Raw genomic sequence first — 21353 nt, forward strand, 5'->3', positions numbered from 1 at the left:
CGCGAGCAGAGCTCGCTCCTACAAGGAAGCAGGCCGACAGGAGTCACAGGCGCAGGCGCTGTCCAGATAGCTGCAGGGTCAGCAGTGCGAGGTTGCTCCAGGGATCGCCTGCTGCCTGGCCCTTGATCTGCGCATCGATCTGCTGCGCCTGTTGCAGCAACTGCCCCCAGCGCTTGCTGCTGTGGCGATGCAGGGCCTTGGAGAGCAAGGGCCGGCGCTTGTCCCACACCGGCGGGCGGGCGCTGGCAAAGGCTTTCTCCAGTGGGATGCCCTGGGCGTGTTGGTGCGCCAGGCCGGCCAGCAGGCGCAGTTCGCGCGCCAGGGCCCAGAGGATCACCGGGGTTTCCACGCCTTCGCCACGCAGACCTTCGAGCATGCGCAGGGCGTGCGCTGCTTCGCCGTTGAGCGCCGCGTCGATCAGGCCGAAGACATCGAAGCGGGCACTGTCGGCCACGGCGGCCTGGACGGTTTCGGCATCCACCTGGTTGCCTTCGGCCAGCAGTTTGAGTTTCTCCACTTCCTGGGCGGCCGCCAGCAGGTTGCCTTCCACCCGTGCGGCGATCATGTCCAGCGCATCGGCGCTGGCGCTGAGACCGGCCTGGGCCAGGCGCTGGCGAATCCATTGCGGCAGTTGATGGGCGTCGATAGGCCAGATCTGGATGAACTGGGCGTCGGCGCCATCGATCAGCGCCTTGGCCCATTTGCTCTTCTGCGTACTGCCATCGAGCTTGGGCAGGCTGAGCAGCAGCACGGTGTCTTCCGGCGGACGGCGGAGGTATTCGAGCAGTGCACTGGCGCCCTTGTCACCGGGCTTGCCGGAGGGCAGGCGCAATTCCAGCAGGCGTTTCTCCGCGAACAGCGAGAGGCTGGCACCCGCTTGCAGCAGGTTACCCCAGTCGAAGTTGGCCTCGGCATTGAATACCTGGCGTTCGCCGAAGCCCTGCTGACGGCAGGCGTTGCGCACGGCATCGGCGGCTTCCTGGCACAGCAGCGGCTCGTCACCGCTGATGACGTAGACCGGGGCCAGGGCGCCTTGCAGATGCTTGCCGAGTTGGGCTGGGGAGAGCTTCATGAGTGGGCAAAGGCGGGCCGCTGGAGGCGGCCCGATAGCGTCACTGGCGCGGCAGTTCGATGGGGGACTGCAGCGGTGCCATTTGCGCCTCGCGTTCCTTGCGCGCCGCTTCTGCTGCCTCGGCTTCGGCCTTGGCGCGTGCTTCGGCGGTCTGCTGCAACTGGTCGAGCTGCTCGGGGGTGACCAGGCTCAGGCGCTGCACCAGTTGCTGGATCATCTCGCGGCGCAGTTCGCGACGCAGTTGCGCAGCTTCTTCGTCGGAACCGATGAGGTTGTTGCTGTCTTGCAGGTAGTAGTTCTGTACCTCGATCTCGTTGCTGGTCAGCAGCAGATCCTTGGCACCACGAATCTCGTACTCGATCTTCATGGTCAGCTCGTATTCGGCGTTGCGACCATTGCTGGTGTAGCTGGCGGCACGACGGTTCTCCGACTCGCGGCTGATCACCAGCTTGTAAGGTGCGCCGGCATAGACCTTGACGTCATTGTTCTCCAGAGCCTCGCGCACCAGCTTGACGGTGTCGCCATAGGCATTGCGTGCACTGACGTTCAGCTCGGTCAGGGCGAACTGGGTGCTGCCTGTGCCGCGCAGTTGAAAACCACAGGCGCTGAGCACTACGGCCAGGCCGATGACCAGCAGATTCCGTTTCATCATTATCAAATCCCCTTGGCGGATCGCGGCGCCACACGACGGTGGCGCCGAGCTTACATCAGTTGGCGACTATGTTGACCAGCTTGCCTGGCACCACGATGACCTTGCGAATGCTCAGGCCCTCGGTGAAGCGCAGGACGTTCTCGTTGGCACGGGCGGCGGCCTCGACTTCCTCGCGGGAGGCCGCTGCCGGCACCTCGATCTGCCCGCGCAGCTTGCCGTTGACTTGCACCACCAGGGTCAGGCTGTCCTGCACCAGGGCGGATTCGTCCACTTGTGGCCACTGCGCATCGATCACCGCATCGGCGTGACCCAGGCGCTGCCACAGCTCGTGGCTGATATGCGGCGTGATCGGCGCCAGCAGCAGGGTGACGATCTCCAGGCCTTCCTGCACCAGCGCACGATCCTGTTCGGTTGCGGTGGTGGCCTTTTCCAGCACGTTCATCAGGGTCATCACCTGGGCGACGGCGGTGTTGAACTTGTGATGCTGGCCGATATCGTTGCTGGCCTGCTTGATGGCCAGGTGAATGGCGCGGCGCACGGCCTTCTGCTCGTCGTTCAGGCTGGCGACATCCAGTTGGCCCGGCAGACCGGCGCTGACGTGGCCATGGGCCAGACGCCAGACGCGGCGCAGGAAGCGGTTGGCACCCTCGACACCGGCATCCGACCATTCGCAGCTCTGGTCGGGCGGCGAGGCGAACATCATGAACAGGCGGCAGGTGTCGGCGCCGTACTGGTCGATCATGGCCTGCGGGTCGACGCCGTTGTTCTTCGACTTGGACATCTTCTCGGTGCCGCCGATTTCCACCGGCAGTCCGTCGCTCTTGAGCTTGGCGCCGATGACCTTGGCCTTGGCGTCACGCTCGACTTCGACGTCGGCTGGGTTGAACCAGTCCTTGCCGCCGTTTTCCAGGGTGCGGTAGTAGGTCTCGGCCACCACCATGCCCTGGGTCAGCAGGTTCTTGAACGGCTCGTTGGAGCTGACCAGACCTTCGTCGCGCATCAGCTTGTGGAAGAAGCGCGCGTAGAGCAGGTGGAGGATGGCGTGCTCGATGCCGCCGATGTACTGATCCACAGGCAACCAGTGGTTGGCCGCAGCCGGGTCGACCATGCCTTTGTCGTAATTCGGGCTGGCGTAGCGGGCGAAGTACCAGGACGACTCGACGAAGGTGTCCATGGTGTCGGTTTCGCGCTTGGCCGGTGCGCCGCATTTCGGGCAGGTGCACTCGTAGAACTCGGGCATCTTCGCCAGCGGGCTGCCGGCGCCGTCCGGCACCACGTCTTCGGGCAGCACCACCGGCAACTGGTCTTCCGGTACCGGCACATCGCCGCAGGCGTCGCAGTGGATGATCGGGATGGGGCAGCCCCAGTAACGCTGGCGGCTGATGCCCCAGTCGCGCAGGCGGAACTGGGTCTTGCGCGCGCCATGTTCGCTGGCTTCCAGATCGCCGACTATGGCGTCGAAGGCGGCGCTGAAATCCAGGCCGTCATACTTGCCGGAGTTGATGGTGGTCAGGCCGGCCTTGTCGCCATACCAGTCCTGCCAGGTGCTGGCGTCGTAGTCCTTGCCTTCGCCGGTGTAGACCTGCTTGATCGGCAGGTCGTACTTGTTGGCGAACTCGAAGTCGCGCTCGTCATGCGCCGGCACGGCCATCACCGCGCCTTCGCCGTAGCCCCACAGCACGTAGTTGGCGACGAATACCGGCAGCTTGTCGCCGGTCAGCGGATGGATGACGAACTGGCCGGTGGCCAGGCCTTTCTTCTCCATGGTGGCCATATCGGCTTCCGCGACCGATCCAGCCTTGCACTCGGCGATAAAGGCGGCGATGGCCGGGTTGCCCTCGGCAGCGCGCTGGGCCAGCGGATGCTCGGCGGCCACGGCGACGTAGGTGGCACCCATCAGGGTGTCGGGGCGGGTGGAGTAGACCTTCAGCTGACCATCAATGCCGATGCTGGCGACGTCGTAGTCGAACACGATGTCGGCACCGAAGCTCTTGCCGATCCAGTTGCGCTGCATGGTCTTGACCTGCTCGGGCCAGCCTTCCAGCTCATCCAGGCTGCTCAGCAGCTCTTCGGCATAAGCGGTGATCTTGAAGTAGTACATCGGGATTTCGCGCTTCTCGATCAGCGCGCCCGAACGCCAGCCACGGCCGTCGATGACCTGCTCGTTGGCCAGTACGGTCTGATCCACCGGATCCCAGTTGACGGTGCCGTTCTTGCGGTAGATCACGCCCTTCTCGAACAAGCGGGTGAACAGCCACTGCTCCCAGCGGTAGTAGTCCGGCTTGCAGGTGGTGACTTCGCGCGTCCAATCGACGGCCAGGCCCAGCGATTTAAGCTGGGACTTCATGTAGGCGATGTTCTCGTAAGTCCACTTGGCCGGCGCCACCTGGTTCTTCATCGCGGCGTTTTCCGCCGGCATGCCGAAGGCGTCCCAGCCCATCGGCTGCAGCACGTTCTTGCCCTGCATGCGCTGGTAGCGGGCGATCACGTCACCGATGGTGTAGTTGCGCACATGCCCCATGTGTAGCTTGCCGCTGGGGTAGGGGAACATCGACAGGCAGTAGAAGGTGTCCTTGCCGGGCTGTTCGCTGACGACGAAGGAGTTCTGCGCGTCCCAGTGGGACTGCGCGGCGGCTTCTATTTCACGGGGCGAGTACTGTTCGTGCATGGCTCTGGCGCTGAAGGAATGGGGCTTGCGGAAAACGTCGTAGCATACATGAGCGCCGTCTATCGAGGGAAACCCAGATTGCACCTGGGCGCCGTTTGTCGCGGCGCGCGGCCTGCCTGCCGAGCTTCGCTAAGCTGGGGCAAAGAGCCTCATACCTGGGGCTTGTCGAGGTGCCGGATGGGCGATGCGCGAACCAGAGAACGAGGCGGTGATCCGTACGAGCGCTTGCTGCAACGGCTGGCCCTGGCACTCGATGAAGCCGAAACGGCCAGTACGTTGCGTGCGGAGAGGCGTGACGAGCTCGAGCTCAAGGGGCTGAGCAGCGCCGAGATGGAGCTGGTGCAGGCCTACCTCAATCGCGACATGAACTGGTTGCGCGGCTGGCATGCGGCTGCCGAGCAACTGGCGCTGCAGCATCAGCCCAGACGCGGCAGCAAGCCGGTTCATGGCAAGGCCAAGCCCAGATTGATGATCCGTCGCCATCTGCTGTATTGCGCTCTATGTGGTGCAGGCGTGAGCTGGCAGCGTCACCGAGGCGTGATGGCCTGCCAGGCCTGTGGCTCTCAGCTGTTCCGCAGCGGTAAACCTCGTTAGGCTGTGGGCATCCAGGAGAGATGCCCATGCCGATTCGCTACATTCTCAAACAATTGCTCATGCCGCCAGGCGTGCTTCTGCTGCTGATCCTGCTGGGTTGGTGGGCGCGCAAGCGCTTTCCTCGCCTGGCGACCAGTGCCTTCGTGCTGGGCTTGGGTGGGCTGTGGTTGATGAGCCTGCCCGCAGTGATGCAATGGAGCGCCAGCCTGCTCGAACGCGAGCCGGCGCTGGCCGAGGCGCAGTGGGCGGGCCTGGCGCAACGCGCCGATGCCATCGTGATACTGGGTGCCGGGCGTGAGCAGAACGATCCGGGCTGGGGTGGCACCGATCAACCCGGCCTGATGGCGTTAGAGCGCCTGCGCTACGCGGCGCGCCTGGCGCGGGCCTCGGGCCTGCCGCTGGCGGCGACCGGCGGCCTGCACTATGGCCAGCCGCCGAGCGAGGCCGCGCTGATGGCCGATGCCATGCAACGTGACTATGGGCTGGAGATTCGCTGGCTGGAAGAACGAAGCCGCACCACCTGGGAAAACGCCGTGCTCAGTGCCGAACTGCTGCAGGCTCAGGGCGTGCACCGCGTGGTTTTGGTCACCCAGGCCTGGCACATGCCGAGGGCGCGCTGGAGTTTCGAGCAGGCTGGTTTCGAGGTGATCACTGCGCCGATGGGCTATCTCAGCTTCGGCTATGAACGCCCCTTGGGCGGATGGTTGCCGGAATCGCGCGTGATCTGGCAAAGCAGCATGCTGCTCAACGAGGCGATCGGCTTATTGGCGTATCCCATCGTCTATGGGCGGGAAGCAGCTTCAAGCCTCAAGCCTCAAGCATCAAGCGGCAAGTAACAGCGAGTAGCTCGGATGCAATCCGGGGAAATCTGGCAGGGAATCCCCGGATTGCATCCGGGCTACACTGTCACGCTTGCAGCTTGCAGCTTGCAGCTTGCAGCTTGCAGCTTGCAGCCGCCCCTATACTGCTTTGGCCATGCGGCTGGCCAGCAGCGCCCAGCCCAGCAGGAGCGCGCAGAGCAGCGCCAGCGGCCAGTTGCGCCACTGCAGGTAGGGCGTCAGCCCCTGCATGGACTGCACTTCGCCATAGAGTACGGCCTGCTCGAACTGCGGCAGCCGCTTCTGTACCCGGCCGTAGGGATCGATCAGCACGGTGATGCCATTGTTGGTGGCACGGATCATCCAGCGGCCAGCCTCCAGAGCGCGCATCTGTGCCATCTGCAAATGCTGCAGCGGGCCGATGGAGGTGCCGAACCAGGCGTCGTTGCTCACGGTCAGGAGGATATCGCTCTGGGCCGCCATTTGCGCGGCGAACGCAGGGTAGACCACCTCGTAGCAGATATAGGGCGCGATGCGCTGCCCCTTGGCCAGCAGCGGCGGCTGGTCGGCCGGGCCAGGGGCGAAGTCGGACATTGGCAGGTCGAAGAAGGCGATCAGGCCGCGCAGCACGTCCTGTAGCGGCACGTACTCGCCGAAGGGCACCAGCTTCTGTTTGAGGTAAGTGCCCTGGCCTGCGCCGAAGCTGGTGATCGCGTTGTAGTAGTGCATCTCGCCGCGCGCGTTGGGCTGGCGTACCGGCACGCCGGTGATCAGGGCGCTGTCACGGTCACGGGCGAAGCGATCCATCACGCCGATATAGCCTTGCGCCTGATCCTTTAGCACGGGGATGGCGGTTTCCGGCCAGACCAGGATATCCACGGGCTTGGCGCTGAAACTGAGGTCGCGGTACAGCGCCAGTTGTGCGCTCAGTTGCGCTGGATCCCACTTGAGATTCTGCGCGACGTTGCCCTGGATCGCGGCGACCTTCAGCGGCTCGCCCTTGGGCGTCGTCCAGGGATGATCCTGCAGGGCGAGGCCGGCTCCCCAGGGCGCGACCAGCAATACCAGAGCGCAGGCATAGAAGGCCCGGCGTGGGCGCAAGGCATTGAGGTTGACGATCAGCGCCGCCGAGAGCGCCAGCACGAACGACAACAGCCACACCCCGCCCAGCGGTGCCAGCCCTGCCAGCGGGCCGCTGAGTTGGCTATAGCCGGCGTAGAGCCAGGGAAAACCGGTGAGGAACCAGCCACGGAACACTTCCTGCGCCACCCACAAGGCCGCGAAGGCCAGGGCATCGGCCAGTGGCGCCTCGCTGCGGCGGAACCAGCGCACCCAGACGGCCCCGAACAGGGCGAAGAACAGCCCCAGGCCGGCGACGAAACCCAGGGTCAGAAAGCCGGCCAGGGCAGGTGAAGCCGAGCCGTAGTCATGGATGCTGACATACACCCAGCTAACCCCCGAAGCGAACAAACCGAAGCCATAGCTCCAGCTACGCAGCGCCGCCTGGCCTGGGCGCAGTTCGCGCAGTCCATAATAGAGCAGGGCGATGGACATGACGGCCAGCGGCCAGATATCGAAGGGCGCCAGCGCCAGCGTGGTGAGCGCACCGCCGAGCATGGCGAGCAGATGGCCGGGCCAGCCCGGGCGGGTTATCCATTGCGGCATGGAAGCATCCTGGGGAGTCTGAGGTGGCGCAAGGGTAGAGTGGATCGGGGCGCGGGGAAAGCCTTCATGCAGCGCAGACAACCTGCGCTGCACACTCAGAACCCGGCGAAATGCAGATAGCTGGAGGTGATGGCATCGCCCCAGAGCAGGGCAATCCAGCCGGCGATGGCCAGGTAGGGGCCGAAGGGGATGGGCGTGCTGGTGTCACTGCCGCGCAGGCGCAGAAGGATCACCCCCAGCACCGCACCGACCAGGGACGACAGCAGGATGGTCAACGGCAGCACCTGCCAGCCGCCCCACGCGCCTATCATGGCCAGCAGCTTGAAGTCGCCATGACCCATGCCTTCCTTGCCGGTGATCAGCTTGAACAGCCAGTACACCGACCACAGGCTCAGGTAACCGGCAATGGCGCCCCAAAGGGCGTCTTCCAGGCTGGTGAACAGGCCGAAGTGGTTGACCATCAGGCCGAGCCAGAGCAGGGGCAGTACCAGCACGTCCGGCAGAATCTGGTGGTCGGCGTCGATCAAGCTCATCGCCAGCAGGCCCCAGCTCAATACCAGCATGGCTCCGGCCTGCCAGGTGAAACCGAAATGCCAGGCGATATAAGCCGAAAGCAGGCCGCAGGCCAGCTCCACAATGGGGTAACGCTTGCTGATGGCCGCCTTGCAGTTGGAACACTTGCCGCGCAGCGCCAGATAGCTGAGCAGCGGAACGTTCTCCCAGGGGCGAATCTCGTGACCGCAGTGCGGGCAACTGGAATTGGGCAGGATCAGGTTGAAGGTGGCCTGTCTGGGTTCGGCAGGCAACTCCAGTATCTCACGCGCCTGCTCTCGCCAATCGCGCTGCAGCATCAGCGGCAGGCGGTAGACCACTACATTGAGGAAGCTGCCGATCAACAGGCCCAGCAGCAGGGCGCAGCAAACGAAGGCCAGCGTGTGGCTGGCCAGGAAATCGAGCACCAGCATTTAAACCACGGAGCCCAGTTGGAATATCGGCAGGTACATGGCAATGATCAGGCCACCGACCAGTACCCCGAGCACGGCCATGATGATCGGCTCCATCAGGCTGGTGAGGCCATCGACCATATTGTCCACTTCCTCTTCATAGAAGGTGGCGACCTTGTCGAGCATCTCGTCCAGTGCGCCGGACTCCTCGCCGATGGCGGTCATCTGCACGGCCATGGAGGGGAAGGTGCCGGTAGTCTTCATCGAGAAGTTGAGTTGCATGCCGGTGGACACATCGGCCTTGATCTTGTTGGTCGCGGTCTTGAACACCACGTTGCCGGTCGCCCCGGAAACGGAATCCAGCGCGTCAACCAATGGTACACCGGCGGCGAAGGTGGTGGAGAGGGTGCGGGCAAAACGCGCCACGGCCGACTTATAGAGAATGTCGCCTACGATCGGAAGCTTGAGCACGGCGCGATCCACCGAGTCGCGGAACTTCTGCGAGCGCTTCATGGCTTCCTTGAAGGCAAAGGCCGCTGCGAAAATACCGATCAGGAAGATGAACCACCACTGCTGCAGAAACTGGGAAATACCAATCACCATCAGGGTGAAGGCAGGCAGTTCGGCACCGAAGTTGGCGAAGACCGACTCGAACTGCGGCACCACCTTGATCAGCAGGATGGCGGAGACGATGATGGCCACCACCACCACGGCGATGGGATAGTTCATCGCCTTCTTGATCTTGGCTTTGAGTGCCTCGGTTTTTTCCTTGTAGGTGGCGATGCGATCCAGCAGGTTTTCCAATGCGCCGGCCTGTTCACCGGACTCCACCAGGTTGCAATACAGTTCGTCGAAGTACTGCGGCTTCTTGCGCAGCGAGGCAGCAAAGCTGTTACCTGCGGCCACCTCCTGCTTCACTTCGTCCACCAGCTTGCGCATATTGGGGTTGTCGAAGCCCTCGGCAATGATGTCGAAGCTCTGCAGCAAGGGCACGCCGGCCTTCATCATGGTCGCCATCTGCCGGGTGAACAGGGCAATGTCCATGGGCTTGATCTTCTTGCCGCCACCGAAGGAAATGCCCGATTTCTTGCGCACCTTGGTCGGGTTGATGCCCTGCTTGCGCAGTTGCGCCTTGACCAGAGACGGGTTCTGCCCGTTGATCTCGCCTTTGACGACAGCGCCGCTTTTGTTCTTGCCTTCCCAGGTGAATACGCTGGTTTTCAGAGCTTTTGCCGCCATGGTTAATCCTTGGTTACGCGGTTGACTTCCTCAAGGCTGGTAACCCCTTGCATGGCCTTGAGCAAAGCGGAGGTGCGCAGATCATTGAAGCCGTCTTTACGCATCTGTGTGGCGATATCGATGGAGTTGCCTTCCTCCATGATAATGCGCTGCAGGTTGGGCGTGTTTTTAACCACTTCATAAATACCGACACGGCCCTTGTAACCGCCCTTGCAATTTTCGCAGCCAACCGGGCCGTAGATCTTGAAGGTGCCGATCTTGTCTTCGGGGAAGCCTTCAGCCAGCAGAGTTTCGCGCGGTACGTCCACTTCCTTCTTGCATTGGTTGCACAGCTTGCGCGCCAGGCGCTGGGCGATGATCAGGTTCACCGAGGTGGCGATATTGAAGGACGGCACACCCATGTTGCGCAGGCGTGTGAGGGTTTCCGCGGCGCTGTTGGTGTGCAGGGTGGACATCACCATGTGCCCGGTCTGCGCGGCCTTGACGGCGATGGAAGCGGTATCCAGGTCGCGAATCTCACCCACCATGATGATGTCTGGATCCTGACGCAGGAAGGCGCGTAGCGCCTGGGTGAAGTCCATGCCCTGCTTGGGGTTGACGTTGACCTGGTTGATGCCCTCGAGATTGATCTCCACCGGGTCTTCGGCGGTGGAGATATTTACATCCGGGGTATTGAGAATGTTCAGGCCGGTATAGAGCGATACCGTCTTGCCCGAACCGGTGGGGCCGGTGACCAGGATCATGCCCTGGGGTTGCTTGAGGGCATTCATATAGAGCTCTTTCTGCTCTTCCTCATAACCCAGGGCGTCGATACCCATCTGTGCGCTGGTGGGGTCGAGAATCCGCATCACGATCTTCTCGCCCCACAGGGTGGGCAATGTATTGACGCGAAAGTCGATGGCCTTGTTCTTTGATACACGCATCTTGATCCGGCCATCCTGCGGCTTGCGCCGCTCGGAGATATCCAGCGCTGCCATCACCTTGAGGCGCGCGGAAATGCGTGGTGCCAACTGGATGGGCGGGCGCGCTACTTCATGCAGGATGCCGTCGGTGCGAAAGCGAACGCGATAGGTCTTCTCATAGGGCTCGAAGTGCAGGTCGGAAGAGCCGCCCTTGATGGCATCCAGTAGCATCTTGTTGACGAAGCGCACCACCGGGGCGTCGTCGGCATCGGCTCCAGTCTCACCTACCTGTTTGTCATCGTCGACCGCCTCCACATCTAGGCCATCCAGATCGACATCGGCCAGATCCTCCATGGCACTATTGGTCGACTCGAAGAACTTGTCGATGGCATCGCCGAGCTTGTCATCCTCGACCAGTATGGCTTCGGTATTCAGACCGGTGCTGAACTGGATATCGGTGACGGCCTGGTGATTAGTGGGGTCGGAAAGCCCGACGAACAGCTTGTTGCCCCGCCGCCACAGCGGCAACACGCGGTGCTGGCGCACCAGCTTTTCGCTGACCAGGTCGCGTGGTTGACTTTCCTTGTCGATGGCATTGAGGTCGAAGAAGGATACGCCGAACTGCTCCGAGGCCAGCTCGGCCAGGGCGCGGCTCTTGACCAATTTGTTCTGCACCAGGTAGGTCACCAACGACAGCTTATTGCGCTGGGCCTGCTGCTGGGCCTGCTGGGCGGCCTTTTCGTCCATCAAGCCGGTTTGGGCTAGCTGCCTGGCCAGGCCGGAAAGGGAAATGCTGTCGTTCATCACGGGCTCCACAAACAATCCCTGCCTTATAGCCCAGTTGCAGGTGTACTGCCAAACCGCGTGAACAAGGGTGACGAAAAATGGCAGTTAGTGGCGTGGCCTGTACTGCGGTGCGTGCATGTGGCTCGATAAAGGCCTGTAGAAGAGGGGGGTGAAAGTTGGCACGCCCCGTGCTATCTCCTCTTTCAGGTCAATGGGCCTATTCAAATCTGGAGAGAATCATGAAAGCTCAAATGCAAAAGGGTTTTACCCTGATCGAATTGATGATTGTGGTTGCGATCATCGGTATTCTGGCTGCTATTGCTCTGCCTGCTTATCAGGACTACACCAAGCGTGCTCGTGGCTCCGAAATGGTTGTGGCCACAGCTCCTTTCAAGTTGGGTGTAACTGAGTGCGTGCAGAGTGGTGGTTGCCTAACTGGTAGTAACATTGATATTCCTTCTTCTGCCGCTAGTCGTGCTGTGCTCTCTGTTCCAGCGGATGTGGCTTCCGGTTCTGCTCCTGCTAATGCTCAGTATGCGAGCATTGCCTTGGGGACTACGGGGCAGATTACAGTAACTCCGAAGACTACGAATGGTTTTGCTAATACTGATACTTTTATTTTGACGCCTACTCATAATGGTGGTGGCTCGATCAGTTGGGCTGCTTCAGGTGGTTGCGTTACCAATGGTTGGTGCAAAACCAAGTAATTAGCGTGATGCGCTATCAACGGGAGGATTGTCCTCCCGTTTTTTTTGAGTAGGAGAAATCGTGTTGTATCTTCTTGGTTTCTTGATCGGGGGACTGCCTTTCGTTCTACCATTGCGGGATTATCCTGACGGCGATTTCTACTCTGACGCTCTGGCTGTGCTCTTGGGGTTGTGTCTGATTCTTCTGGCAGGGCGGCGTATTGCACTATCTGGTGGGGCTATTATTCTCGCCAGCTTCGTCGTAGTGGCTGCGTTTGTCGGCGACGAACGGAGTTACTATTACCAGAGTTGGCTGGTGCCGCTGGTTGTAATTTCGTTGTTGGGTATCTTTCATGCAGTACTTGCCGGGCAGGAGTACCCTGGCCGCCTGCGTTTCTTGCATGGATGTCTTTGGGGTGTGGTGGCAGGGGGATGCTTTAATCTGTTCGTCAGTTTTTTTCAGATGCTTGGCTGGGTTGATTATATCTCTTTCCTGGTATTTCCGGGGGGGCGTGAGGTGTATGGAAATTTTGGGCAGCGCAATAATTTTTCAACCTATATGTTGATGTTTTCTATTGTTGTTTGTGGTATGGCTTCTCAGCGGCGGATCAATATATTTTTCTCTGCTTTTGTTTTGGTTGGCGTGGCTGTGGTTCTGGCTTATGCTGGTTCTCGTATGGTTTTGGTTGCAGTCTTGCTGATTATGCTTGTAGCGCTGCTTATCGGAATGTTGCGTGGCTGGCATGGTGCTGAGGCCGCTATGGTGGGGAGCTACGCCTTGTTCGTATGTTCTCTGTCGGTATGCTTGCTGTTGTTTTGGTTGGTAGATGTTGGTGGTTCTTCACGTATTTCCATTACTGGAGATGTTTCTCGCTTGCAGGAATGGGCGAAAGCCTGGCGTATTTTTTTAGATCACCCCTGGGGTGTGGGGTATGGTAATTATGCAAAATATAGTTTTATTTATCAGGTTGATTCTGGGATGCCGAGTCAGATAACTTGGTCTCATGCACATAATATATTTTTTCAATTTCTGGTTGAGTTGGGTTTGTGGATCTTTCCGTTAGCGGTATTGACGTTTTGGGTCTTTTTTTTGACGCTAAAGAATTGCCTGGCTCATGGGGTTGATGGGCTTGTTGTTGGTGGTGCTCTTCTGTTTGTGGCAGTGCATAGCCTGCTAGAGTATCCTCTTTGGTATATGAACTTTCTGGTCTTGTTCTTGGCGTTTTTTGCGGTTTATTCTCCGGTTTGGAAGGTGTTGTATGTCAGCTCCCTAAGGTGGGGGGCTTTGGCTTGTATGTTTATAGGTGTATGGATTACCTATCTATATATCTCGCTGCCTGGCTATCGCTATCCCGTCAAAGATATGCGGCTGAATTTGCAGCGTATGGAAAGCCTGATAGGGCTCTCCCTGAATCCTGTGCTGGGCTGGTCGGCGGACAAAGTGCTGCTTGAGTATTTGGTAGTGGATGATGGCCCTGAGTGGGAGTTTAAAATGTGCAAGGCGGTGTTCATGTCGGTAAAGGAGCCTCTATATCCCTACCTGGAACGTATAGCTCTTCTGGCGCTGGTACGGCAAGACTTCGATTTTGCTTCCATGGTGCTCAAGAGCAGGTATGCGGTGTACCCGCAACTGCCCGATGATTACTTGACGGCAAATATTCGCTGGCTATGGCCGCAACGTGCGGATGACTATTTAGAGAAGATTGCTTTAGAGCGACAGGCCGGCTTTCCTGATTATCAGCCTTATAGGCTAACTATACCGGTGTTTTGCGAGGCTTATCGTTGACTATATGTGGCGAGGAATCACCGTGCGTGTAGACTTGGTGGTTGTAGGGATCTACAACGCCAACCTCATCGACAAATCCACCGCCTTCACATCCTTGGTCAACGTCCCCAGCGAGATATAGTCCACCCCTGTCTCGGCGATGGTGCGCAAGGTACTGTCATTGATACCGCCCGAGGCTTCCAGTTTGGCGCGGCCTGCGTTCAGGCGTACGGCTTCGCGCATATCGTCCAATGACAGTTCGTCGAGCATGACGATATCGGCGCCGGCTTCCAGGGCTTCTCGCAGTTCTTCCAGGCTTTCCACTTCCACTTCCACCGGCTTGCCCGGGGCGATCTGATGGGCGCTGCTGATGGCCTGGGCGATGCCGCCGCAGGCGGCGATGTGGTTTTCCTTGATTAGGAAGGCGTCGTACAGGCCTATGCGGTGGTTGTGGCAGCCGCCACAGGTGACGGCGTATTTCTGCGCCAGGCGCAGGCCGGGCAGGGTCTTGCGGGTGTCCAGCAGTTTCACCTGGGTGCCGTCGACCAGGTCGGCGTAGTGGCGGCAGCGGGTGGCCACGGCCGACAGGGTTTGCAGGAAGTTCAGGGCGCTGCGCTCGCCGCTGAGCAGGGCGCGCGCCGGGCCTTCGAGGCTGAACAGGGTCTGGTCGGCGTTGACCCGGTCGCCGTCCTGCACCTGCCAGTGCACCGCCACACGCGGGTCGAGCTGGCGGAACACGGCGTCGACCCAGGCGGTACCGCAGATCACCGCTGCCTCGCGGGTGATGACGCGGGCGCTGGCCAGGCGTTCGGCGGGAATCAATTGCGCGGTGATGTCACCGCTGCCGATGTCTTCGGCCAGGGCGCGGCGGACATTGGCTTCGATTTCGCTGCCGAGGTCGGCGAGGGTCAGGTTGGGCATGGTCGGCTCCGTGTTGGGCGAGCGGCGATTATAAAGGCGGTCGAACCTGGGGCAATGCTCCGTTGTCCATGCAGGCAGGGGATTCGACTGCATCGCAGCTCCAGCGCCGCATGCAGGCCATGTGGTATCGCGAAAGAGGCGATCTGTGAAGCGCATCATGGAAGTGGCAAAAATGAGCTTGGTATGTCGCACAGGCTCCCTATAATGCATTCATTCCGTTTATTTTGACGCCATATCGTTGACGTTACGAATAAGGCGCGGTTGCTGCTGTGCAGACCAGAGGCCCGAACGGGCAGTCTGCAGGAGACTAGAATGAAGACCGACGCGAACGTGGTGCCGTTGAACAAGGCCGCCGCTGCGCAATCGCCAACTTCGCCGGTAGGAAGACTGCCCGTGGCGCTGATTCAGGTACGTGACAAGGCCGCGCAACAGCTCAAGCAGAATCTGCAGAGCCTGTTCGACAACGCTGACGATACCCTCTTCGAGATGGCGGATCGGGCGACCAGCAATTCCGAGCAGAATGCCTTCTTCGAGGCCATGCGCGATCTGCGCCTCAAGCGCAAGAGCATCGAGCGGGTGTTCCTGCAGAAGATCTTCGAGGCCTTCGTCAATCTCAACCAGTACGAGATCGGCAAGCCGCAGCCGGCGCTGGACACGGTGTCCTTCGACAGCCTGAGCCTGGTGCAGAACGATGACCTGGAAGAAACCGTGGCCATGGATGCCATGATTTCCCGCGTCATGAGCCACGACGCCATGGCCCTCGGTCATCTCACCACGCGTCTCAATGCGCTGGTCAGCCGCAAACTCGATGACAAGAGCAATCCGTTGGGGCCGACTTCGCTCTGCGAATGCTTCCTCGATGCCTGCGGTGGCCTGGGCGTGGAGATCAAGGTCAAGCTGATCATCCTCAAACTGTTCGAGAAGTACGTGCTCGGCAGTTGCGACACCCTGTATGCCGAGGCCAATCAGGTGCTGGTCGGCGCGGGTGTGTTGCCGGAGCTGCGTTCGGCACCGTCACGCCGGTCGAACCGTCCAGCAGCGGGAGCGACCCGGACGCATGCGAGCGAAGAGGACGGCGTTGTGAGCAGCGATGAGGGCGTGCAGGAGGTTTTCGGCGCGCTGCAGGAGTTGCTCGCCGAGGCGCGTGGCACGGCCATGACTCCGCGTGCGGCAACGAGCAATGCCCTGCCGATTTCCAGCAATGACCTGATGCGCCTGCTTTCGCACCTGCAGCAGCGTGCGCCAGCCCAGGCCGAGCCCGACGACTTCGACCTGCGCCCTCAGCTCGAACGACTGCTGGCGCGGGCCAGTGCCAAGAGTGGCAAGACCCGTGTGGTCGGTGAAGTCGACGAGGATGTGATCAATCTGGTGTCCATGCTCTTCGAGTTCATTCTCGACGACCGTACCCTGCCGGACTCGCTCAAGGCGCTGATCGCGCGCCTGCAGATTCCTATGCTCAAGGTGGCGGTGTTGGACAAGACCTTCTTCAGCCGGGGCAGCCACCCGGCTCGGCGCCTTCTCAACGAGATCGCCTCGGCGGCCATGGGCTGGGTCGATCAGGACGATGTGCAGCGCGACAGCCTCTATCAGCGTATCGAACAGGTGGTGCAGCGCCTGCTCAACGATTTCGTCGACGATCCGGCAATTTTTTCCGAACTGCTGGCGGACTTCATGGCCTTCACCGGCGATGAGCGGCGCCGCAGCGAGCTGCTCGAACAGCGTACCCGTGATGCCGAGGAAGGCAGCGCCAAGGCCGAGCTGGCCCGCCGCGAGGTGGAGCAGGCCCTAAACGAGCGGCTGTTGGGCAAGGTGCTGCCGGAGGTGGTGGTGCGCCTGCTGCAGGAGGCCTGGAGCAAGGTGCTGATGCTCACCTGCCTCAAGCACGGTACGGCTTCAGCGCAGTGGCAGGCCGCTTTGCAGACCATGGATGATCTGGTGTGGAGCGTAGAGCCGCATGAGGATGCCGAGGATCGCCAGCGTCTGCTGGAGCTGGTGCCCAGCCTGCTCAAATCGCTGCGTGAGGGAATGAGCAGCGCGGCCTTCGATCCTTTCTCCACCAGCGAATTCTTCAGTCAGTTGGAAGTGCTGCACGTGCAGGCTTTCCAGCGCTTCAAGCGGGCGACGCTGGAGGAGCAGGACGCTGCCGTGGCCGAACAGGCGGCGGACACTCCCGTGCAGGGTGGCGAACCCGCTGCCGAGACGCCGGCCATGGTCGAGGTGGTCGAGGAGATCGTCCTGCTGGCGCCGGGGCAGGCCCGTCTGGAAGAGCCCGAGCCGGTGCTGCCTGAGGATGACGAGGCGTTCCGCCAGGTCGACAGTCTGCGCGTCGGCAGTTGGGTCGAGTTCCAGGAAGACGATGAGCACAAACTGCGCTGCAAGCTGGCGGCTATCATCAAGCCGATCGGCAAGTACGTATTCGTCAATCGCACCGGCATGAAGGTGCTGGAGAAGACCCGTATTGGCCTGGCCGTGGAGTTCCGCCGCAACAGCATTCGCCTGCTGGACGATGCCTTGCTGTTCGACCGGGCGCTGGAGTCGGTGATCGGCAACCTGCGGCGCTTGAAGAACGCCTGATCGCTTCGTGCCAGGGGCCTGCTTGCCCCTGGCGACCTCGGTTGGCTGCCCTCGCTGCCAGCGCCGCTTCCTTTACCCCGCATTGCTGCTCTAGAGTGTTAGCTCGCTCAGGAGCACTCTATGCAGCTAGACGCCGCGACCGGCTGGTTTCGGGGTATTCGTCATTGCCCCTCACCCAATTTCAATGCGCGCCCGCAGGGGGAGATTTCCTTGCTGGTGGTGCACAACATCAGCCTGCCGCCGGGGCAGTTTGGTACCGGCAAGGTGATGGAATTCTTCCAGAATCGTCTGCCGCTGCACGAGCATCCCTTCTTCGCGGAAATAGCCAGCCTGCGCGTCTCCGCGCATTTCTTCATCGAGCGCGATGGCGCGCTGACCCAGTTCGTTTCCTGCCTCGATCGTGCCTGGCATGCCGGCGTTTCCTGCTTCGCCGGGCGGGAGAACTGTAACGATTTTTCTCTGGGCGTGGAGCTCGAGGGCACCGATGAACTGCCATACACCGATGCGCAGTATGTTTGCCTGAGCGAGCTGACCCGGCAGTTGCTGTCGGCCTATCCCGAGCTGGATCTCGCCCGTATCGCCGGGCATTGCGACATCGCCCCCGAGCGCAAGAGCGATCCGGGGCCGGCATTCGATTGGGCGCGTTTTCGCGCCGACCTCTGCAGTGGTAAAGGAGTGCAACCATGAGTTTTCTGGTGATCGTGCTGGTGCTTTGGGTCGAGAAGTTCTCGGCAATGCGCCAGCGTATCCAGCAGGACGGGGCCTGGCTGGCGCGCCTGCACGCCCTGGAGCGCAGTGGCTGGCGGCAATCGCCCTGGCTGCTGCTTGGCCTGCTGGTGCTGCTACCGGTGCTGGCTCTGGGGCTGTTGTTGTGGCTGGTTCAGCCGGTGCTCTACGGCCTGCTGACGCTTGCGCTGCACTTGCTGGTGCTGATCTACAGCCTGGGCCGGGGCGACGTGCTGGCGGCGCTGGGGCCGTTCCGCGATGCCTGGCGGCGTGAGGACGGTCAGGCGGCCTACCATGCTGTCGAGCGGGATCTGGGCTTGCAGCCCGAGGAAGGCCCGGCGTTGCTGGAGCAGGTGCAGGGCTATCTGCTATGGCAGTCCTATCAGAGTTTCTTCGCGGTGATCTTCTGGTACCTGCTGCTCGGGCCACTGGCCGCGCTGGCCTACCGTCTGCTTGCATTGGCGGCCGAGCAGGCCGAGTTGCCAGCCTTGCGTGAGCGCGCTGGGCAGCTGCGCCATGCCTTCGACTGGTTGCCAGTACGGGTGCTGGCCTCCAGCTTCGCCTTGGTGGGCAACTTCGTGGCGGTCAGTCGTGCGCTGTTGCATGAGCTGCTGAGCTGGGACATCTCCGCTGCGCAACTGGTCAGCAAGGCCGGGCGTGCTGCAGGTGAGGTGTCGGCCCCCGAACTGGGCGAACGAGGTGTGGCGACGCTAGACGAACTTTGGCAATTGCTGATTCGTGCCGCGGTGGTCTGGTATGCCGGTTATGCGTTGTGGGTGTTGCTGGTTTGAGGCGGGTGGCCTTGCGCCATGTGCTTAACTTTAAGTTACACAGCAGGTGGTCGATAAGGGTTATAACAGCCAGGCCTGCCTAGGCTTGAGGATCAGGCTAGTAGCAGGGCGTAATGTGGTGAGCTCCAGGGGGCGATCACCATGCCTTGAGACCAATAACAACACAAGGGCCGAGGGAGACGTCTAGTGAAGACTCTGTTGTATCCTGCCATCGCGCTGATGAACCGCCTCAGCTTCGGCATGAAGTTCAGCCTGATCAGCGTTCTGTTCTTCCTGCCCATGCTGGTCACCAATTTCTATCTGGTGCGCGATTCCTACCAGCAGTTCGTCGGCACCCGCAGCGCGCTGGAGAGTATCGAGCTGCTGGGCAACAGCCTTCAGGTGCGCCGTGAACTGCAGGATCTCAACGACCTGGTGCAGATCAACGCGATGATTGGTCAGTCTGGTCAGGCAGGAGATCTCGAAGGGCGTATCGGCAAGCTGCAGCAGACCATCATCGCCCAGCTAGAGGGGCTCGCCGCCGTGAGCCGCGATCCCGAGCAGGCGGCGGAGTTCGTCGCCAAGCGCGACGAGCTGCTCGACGAGCTCAAGCGTGCCGCTGGCGAAAGCTCGCTGCAAACCAAGACCGTGATGACCGAGCGCCTGCTCAACGCCTCCCAGGTACTGGTCAAACTGGTGGCCAGTCAGTCCGGGCTGAGCCAGGATCCGTACCGGCAGATCCGCCAGATCAGCGAGCTGCTCACCAACGTCACGCCACAGGTGACCAGCGTGCTCAGCGAGGGGCGCGCCATCGGTTCCTATTCGTTGGGGCAGGGGTTTCTCAACTCGGCTGCCAGCACCCGGTTCGATGAAATCCTCCTGCAACTGGAAAAACTGCACGCCGAATACGGCTTGAATCTGCAGCAAAGCGTGGCCGGCAAGGTGGCGGAGTTCGATGGGCTGGGGGAGATGGCTGCGGCGAGCCTGCAAACGCTCAAGGACACGCCGGCGCTGTTCGAGGATCAGGTGGTGATCGCCGACAGCCTGGATACCCCCTGGAATCAGTTCTACGATCAGGTCAGTCAGGAAATGGCCAAGACCTATGCGCTCAACGATGGCCTGCTGGCGTATCTGGACACGCAGTTGAGCGAGCGGCTGGCAGACAATCGGGCGCAGATGGTGCTGCTGGTGGTGGCACTGGTGCTGGTGTTCCTGGCGGTGGTCTACCTGTACAGCGGTTTCTATGTCTCCACCCGCAGCACCCTCAAGAACCTCGGGCGGGTGATGGATCAGGTGGCGGCCGGTGACATGACCGTCAGCTTCCAGGCGCAGAGCCGCGATGAGCTCGGGGAGTTGGGCCAGGTATTCAACCAGACGGTGATGCGCGTTCACGACCTGATCGAGCGCGTCGGGCAGACGGTGAGCGAAGTGGAGGGCCAGGCCAGCCGCGTCGAGCAGGTGTCCGGGCAGAGCAACCAGGCGGTGGCCAGCCAGCGTATGCAGATCGAGCAGGTGGCCACGGCAATGAACCAGATGTCCGCCACTGCCCAGGAAGTGGCGCGCAGTGCCGCTGCAGCAGTGGGCAGTGCGCAGAGCGTCAACCAGGAGTCGGTTAGTGGCCGGGCGCTGGTCGAGGCACAGGTGGGCAATATCCAGCGCCTGGCCGATGAGATCGAGCAGGCGGTTCAGGTAATCAACCAGCTCGCCAGCGACAGTGCTTCGATCAGCCAGGTGTTGGATGTGATCAAGAGCATCGCCGAGCAGACCAACCTGCTGGCGCTCAATGCCGCCATCGAGGCCGCGCGGGCAGGCGAGCAGGGCCGTGGTTTCGCCGTGGTGGCGGACGAGGTGCGCAACCTGGCCAAGCGCACGCAGCAGTCCACCGCGGAAATCGAAGGCATGATCGGCAAGCTGCAGAGCGGCGTAGGGGCGGCGGTGAAGGCCATGAGCACCAGCCATGACAAGGCCGAAAGCACGGTCAACGAGTCGGGCAAGGTGCAGCAGGCGTTGGAGAACATCCTCGGTGCCGTGGGCATGATCGTCGACCAGAACCAGCAGATCGCCGCGGCCGCCGAGCAGCAGACCGCCGTGGCTCATGACATCGACGAGAATATCGTGCGCATCAACCAGGTTGGCGAGCGTACCGCCGAGGGGGCCAGCCAGACCGAGCAGGCCAGCCACGAGCTGACCAGCCTGGTGTCGCGCTTGCGGCAGCTGATCGGTGCGTTCCGCGTTTAACCGGCCGTGCGGGTGCGAACGGGCGGCGTTGCGCCTCGTTCGCAGATAAATCCGCTCCTACAGGTCGCGGCGTAGCCGGATGCAATCCTCTTATTTCCGGTTCTTCGCATTTTTGGGGGGAGTGCTTGGTTGATACCGGACTGGCAAGTTTGTGTGTTGTTTTCGGTGTTCAAGCTGCTTATCGGCGTTCTGCTGATGTTTTTGGTTTCGCCCTCCCGGGCGAGTCACTTTTGCGGGCAAAAGTAACCAAAACCCACCGCCCGGTCATCCGGCCCTGGCTGCGCCAGGGTTCGCTCACTCCATCGTCGCTCCAGAGGCCCGCCGCGGTGGGCC

Annotated in this window: 17 protein-coding genes and 1 pseudogene; 10 read left to right on the plus strand and 8 right to left on the minus strand. The window is 61.3% G+C overall.

The window, feature by feature from the left end; genetic code table 11:
• Positions 1-43: 43 nt before the first annotated feature.
• The 3 genes from holA to leuS are packed head-to-tail and all read right to left on the minus strand — an operon-like array spanning position 44 to position 4392.
• Positions 44-1072, minus strand: coding sequence for a DNA polymerase III subunit delta (gene holA, locus ACSVIK_RS23460; protein ID WP_442446553.1), 1029 nt, complete (start codon positions 1070-1072; stop codon positions 44-46).
• Between the two features lie 40 nt (positions 1073-1112).
• Positions 1113-1724, minus strand: coding sequence for an LPS-assembly lipoprotein LptE (locus ACSVIK_RS23465; RefSeq protein ID WP_442446554.1), 612 nt, complete (start codon positions 1722-1724; stop codon positions 1113-1115).
• Positions 1725-1779: 55 nt separating this feature from the next.
• A complete protein-coding gene (gene leuS, locus ACSVIK_RS23470; RefSeq protein ID WP_442446555.1) occupies positions 1780-4392 on the minus strand; it encodes a leucine--tRNA ligase in 2613 nt (870 codons plus the stop codon).
• Between the two features lie 177 nt (positions 4393-4569).
• Between leuS and ACSVIK_RS23475 the strand changes: the two genes are divergently transcribed.
• Both ACSVIK_RS23475 and ACSVIK_RS23480 read left to right on the plus strand, forming a co-directional pair.
• Positions 4570-4986 carry a hypothetical protein gene (locus tag ACSVIK_RS23475; RefSeq protein ID WP_442446556.1) on the plus strand — a complete coding sequence of 139 codons (417 nt, stop codon included), beginning with the start codon at positions 4570-4572 and terminating at the stop codon, positions 4984-4986.
• Between the two features lie 26 nt (positions 4987-5012).
• Complete coding sequence (locus ACSVIK_RS23480) at positions 5013-5822, plus strand: YdcF family protein (protein ID WP_442446557.1); 810 nt, start codon at positions 5013-5015, stop codon at positions 5820-5822.
• A gap of 123 nt (positions 5823-5945) precedes the next feature.
• Here ACSVIK_RS23480 and lnt read toward each other — a convergent pair whose 3' ends face one another.
• The 4 genes from lnt to pilB all read right to left on the minus strand — a co-directional run bounded on the left by lnt (position 5946) and on the right by pilB (position 11358).
• Positions 5946-7469, minus strand: coding sequence for an apolipoprotein N-acyltransferase (lnt, locus tag ACSVIK_RS23485; RefSeq protein ID WP_442446558.1), 1524 nt, complete (start codon positions 7467-7469; stop codon positions 5946-5948).
• Between the two features lie 95 nt (positions 7470-7564).
• Positions 7565-8434 (minus strand): prepilin peptidase, encoded by an 870-nt coding sequence (locus ACSVIK_RS23490; RefSeq protein WP_442446559.1) that lies wholly within the window; start codon positions 8432-8434, stop codon positions 7565-7567.
• Complete coding sequence (locus ACSVIK_RS23495) at positions 8435-9652, minus strand: type II secretion system F family protein (RefSeq protein ID WP_442446560.1); 1218 nt, start codon at positions 9650-9652, stop codon at positions 8435-8437.
• A gap of 2 nt (positions 9653-9654) precedes the next feature.
• On the minus strand, positions 9655-11358 hold the full coding sequence (gene pilB, locus ACSVIK_RS23500; RefSeq protein WP_442446561.1) for a type IV-A pilus assembly ATPase PilB: 1704 nt from the start codon (positions 11356-11358) through the stop codon (positions 9655-9657).
• 221 nt (positions 11359-11579) lie between these two features.
• Here pilB and ACSVIK_RS23505 point away from each other — a divergent pair, with 221 nt between their 5' ends.
• Both ACSVIK_RS23505 and ACSVIK_RS23510 read left to right on the plus strand, forming a co-directional pair.
• Complete coding sequence (locus ACSVIK_RS23505; protein ID WP_442446562.1) at positions 11580-12047, plus strand: pilin; 468 nt, start codon at positions 11580-11582, stop codon at positions 12045-12047.
• A gap of 61 nt (positions 12048-12108) precedes the next feature.
• Positions 12109-13812 carry a Wzy polymerase domain-containing protein gene (locus ACSVIK_RS23510; RefSeq protein WP_442446563.1) on the plus strand — a complete coding sequence of 568 codons (1704 nt, stop codon included), beginning with the start codon at positions 12109-12111 and terminating at the stop codon, positions 13810-13812.
• A 51-nt stretch (positions 13813-13863) separates the two neighbouring features.
• Here the strand turns inward: ACSVIK_RS23510 and nadC are convergent, their stop codons facing one another.
• Entirely contained in the window at positions 13864-14712 is an 849-nt protein-coding gene (gene nadC, locus ACSVIK_RS23515; protein WP_442446564.1) for a carboxylating nicotinate-nucleotide diphosphorylase, read from the minus strand.
• 312 nt (positions 14713-15024) lie between these two features.
• On the opposite strand from nadC, the gene ACSVIK_RS23520 reads away from it, so the two are divergent.
• The 6 genes and pseudogenes from ACSVIK_RS23520 to ACSVIK_RS23545 form a co-directional block, all read left to right on the plus strand.
• Positions 15025-17286, plus strand: coding sequence for a DUF1631 domain-containing protein (locus ACSVIK_RS23520; RefSeq protein ID WP_442446565.1), 2262 nt, complete (start codon positions 15025-15027; stop codon positions 17284-17286).
• A 120-nt stretch (positions 17287-17406) separates the two neighbouring features.
• Positions 17407-17973, plus strand: coding sequence for a 1,6-anhydro-N-acetylmuramyl-L-alanine amidase AmpD (gene ampD / locus ACSVIK_RS23525; RefSeq protein ID WP_442446566.1), 567 nt, complete (start codon positions 17407-17409; stop codon positions 17971-17973).
• On the plus strand, positions 17970-18803 hold the full coding sequence (gene ampE / locus ACSVIK_RS23530; protein WP_442446567.1) for a regulatory signaling modulator protein AmpE: 834 nt from the start codon (positions 17970-17972) through the stop codon (positions 18801-18803). Before ampD ends, ampE begins: the two co-directional genes overlap by 4 nt.
• A gap of 1155 nt (positions 18804-19958) precedes the next feature.
• Positions 19959-20162, plus strand: a pseudogene (locus ACSVIK_RS23535) (HAMP domain-containing protein); the annotation flags it as partial.
• A gap of 153 nt (positions 20163-20315) precedes the next feature.
• Positions 20316-21020 carry a methyl-accepting chemotaxis protein gene (locus tag ACSVIK_RS23540; RefSeq protein WP_442446570.1) on the plus strand — a complete coding sequence of 235 codons (705 nt, stop codon included), beginning with the start codon at positions 20316-20318 and terminating at the stop codon, positions 21018-21020.
• Between the two features lie 125 nt (positions 21021-21145).
• On the plus strand, positions 21146-21353 hold a 208-nt coding region (locus ACSVIK_RS23545; RefSeq protein ID WP_442446568.1), incomplete at its 3' end, for a hypothetical protein.

Source organism: Pseudomonas sp. NCHU5216 (assembly GCF_052156495.1).
Taxonomy (GTDB): domain Bacteria; phylum Pseudomonadota; class Gammaproteobacteria; order Pseudomonadales; family Pseudomonadaceae; genus Aquipseudomonas.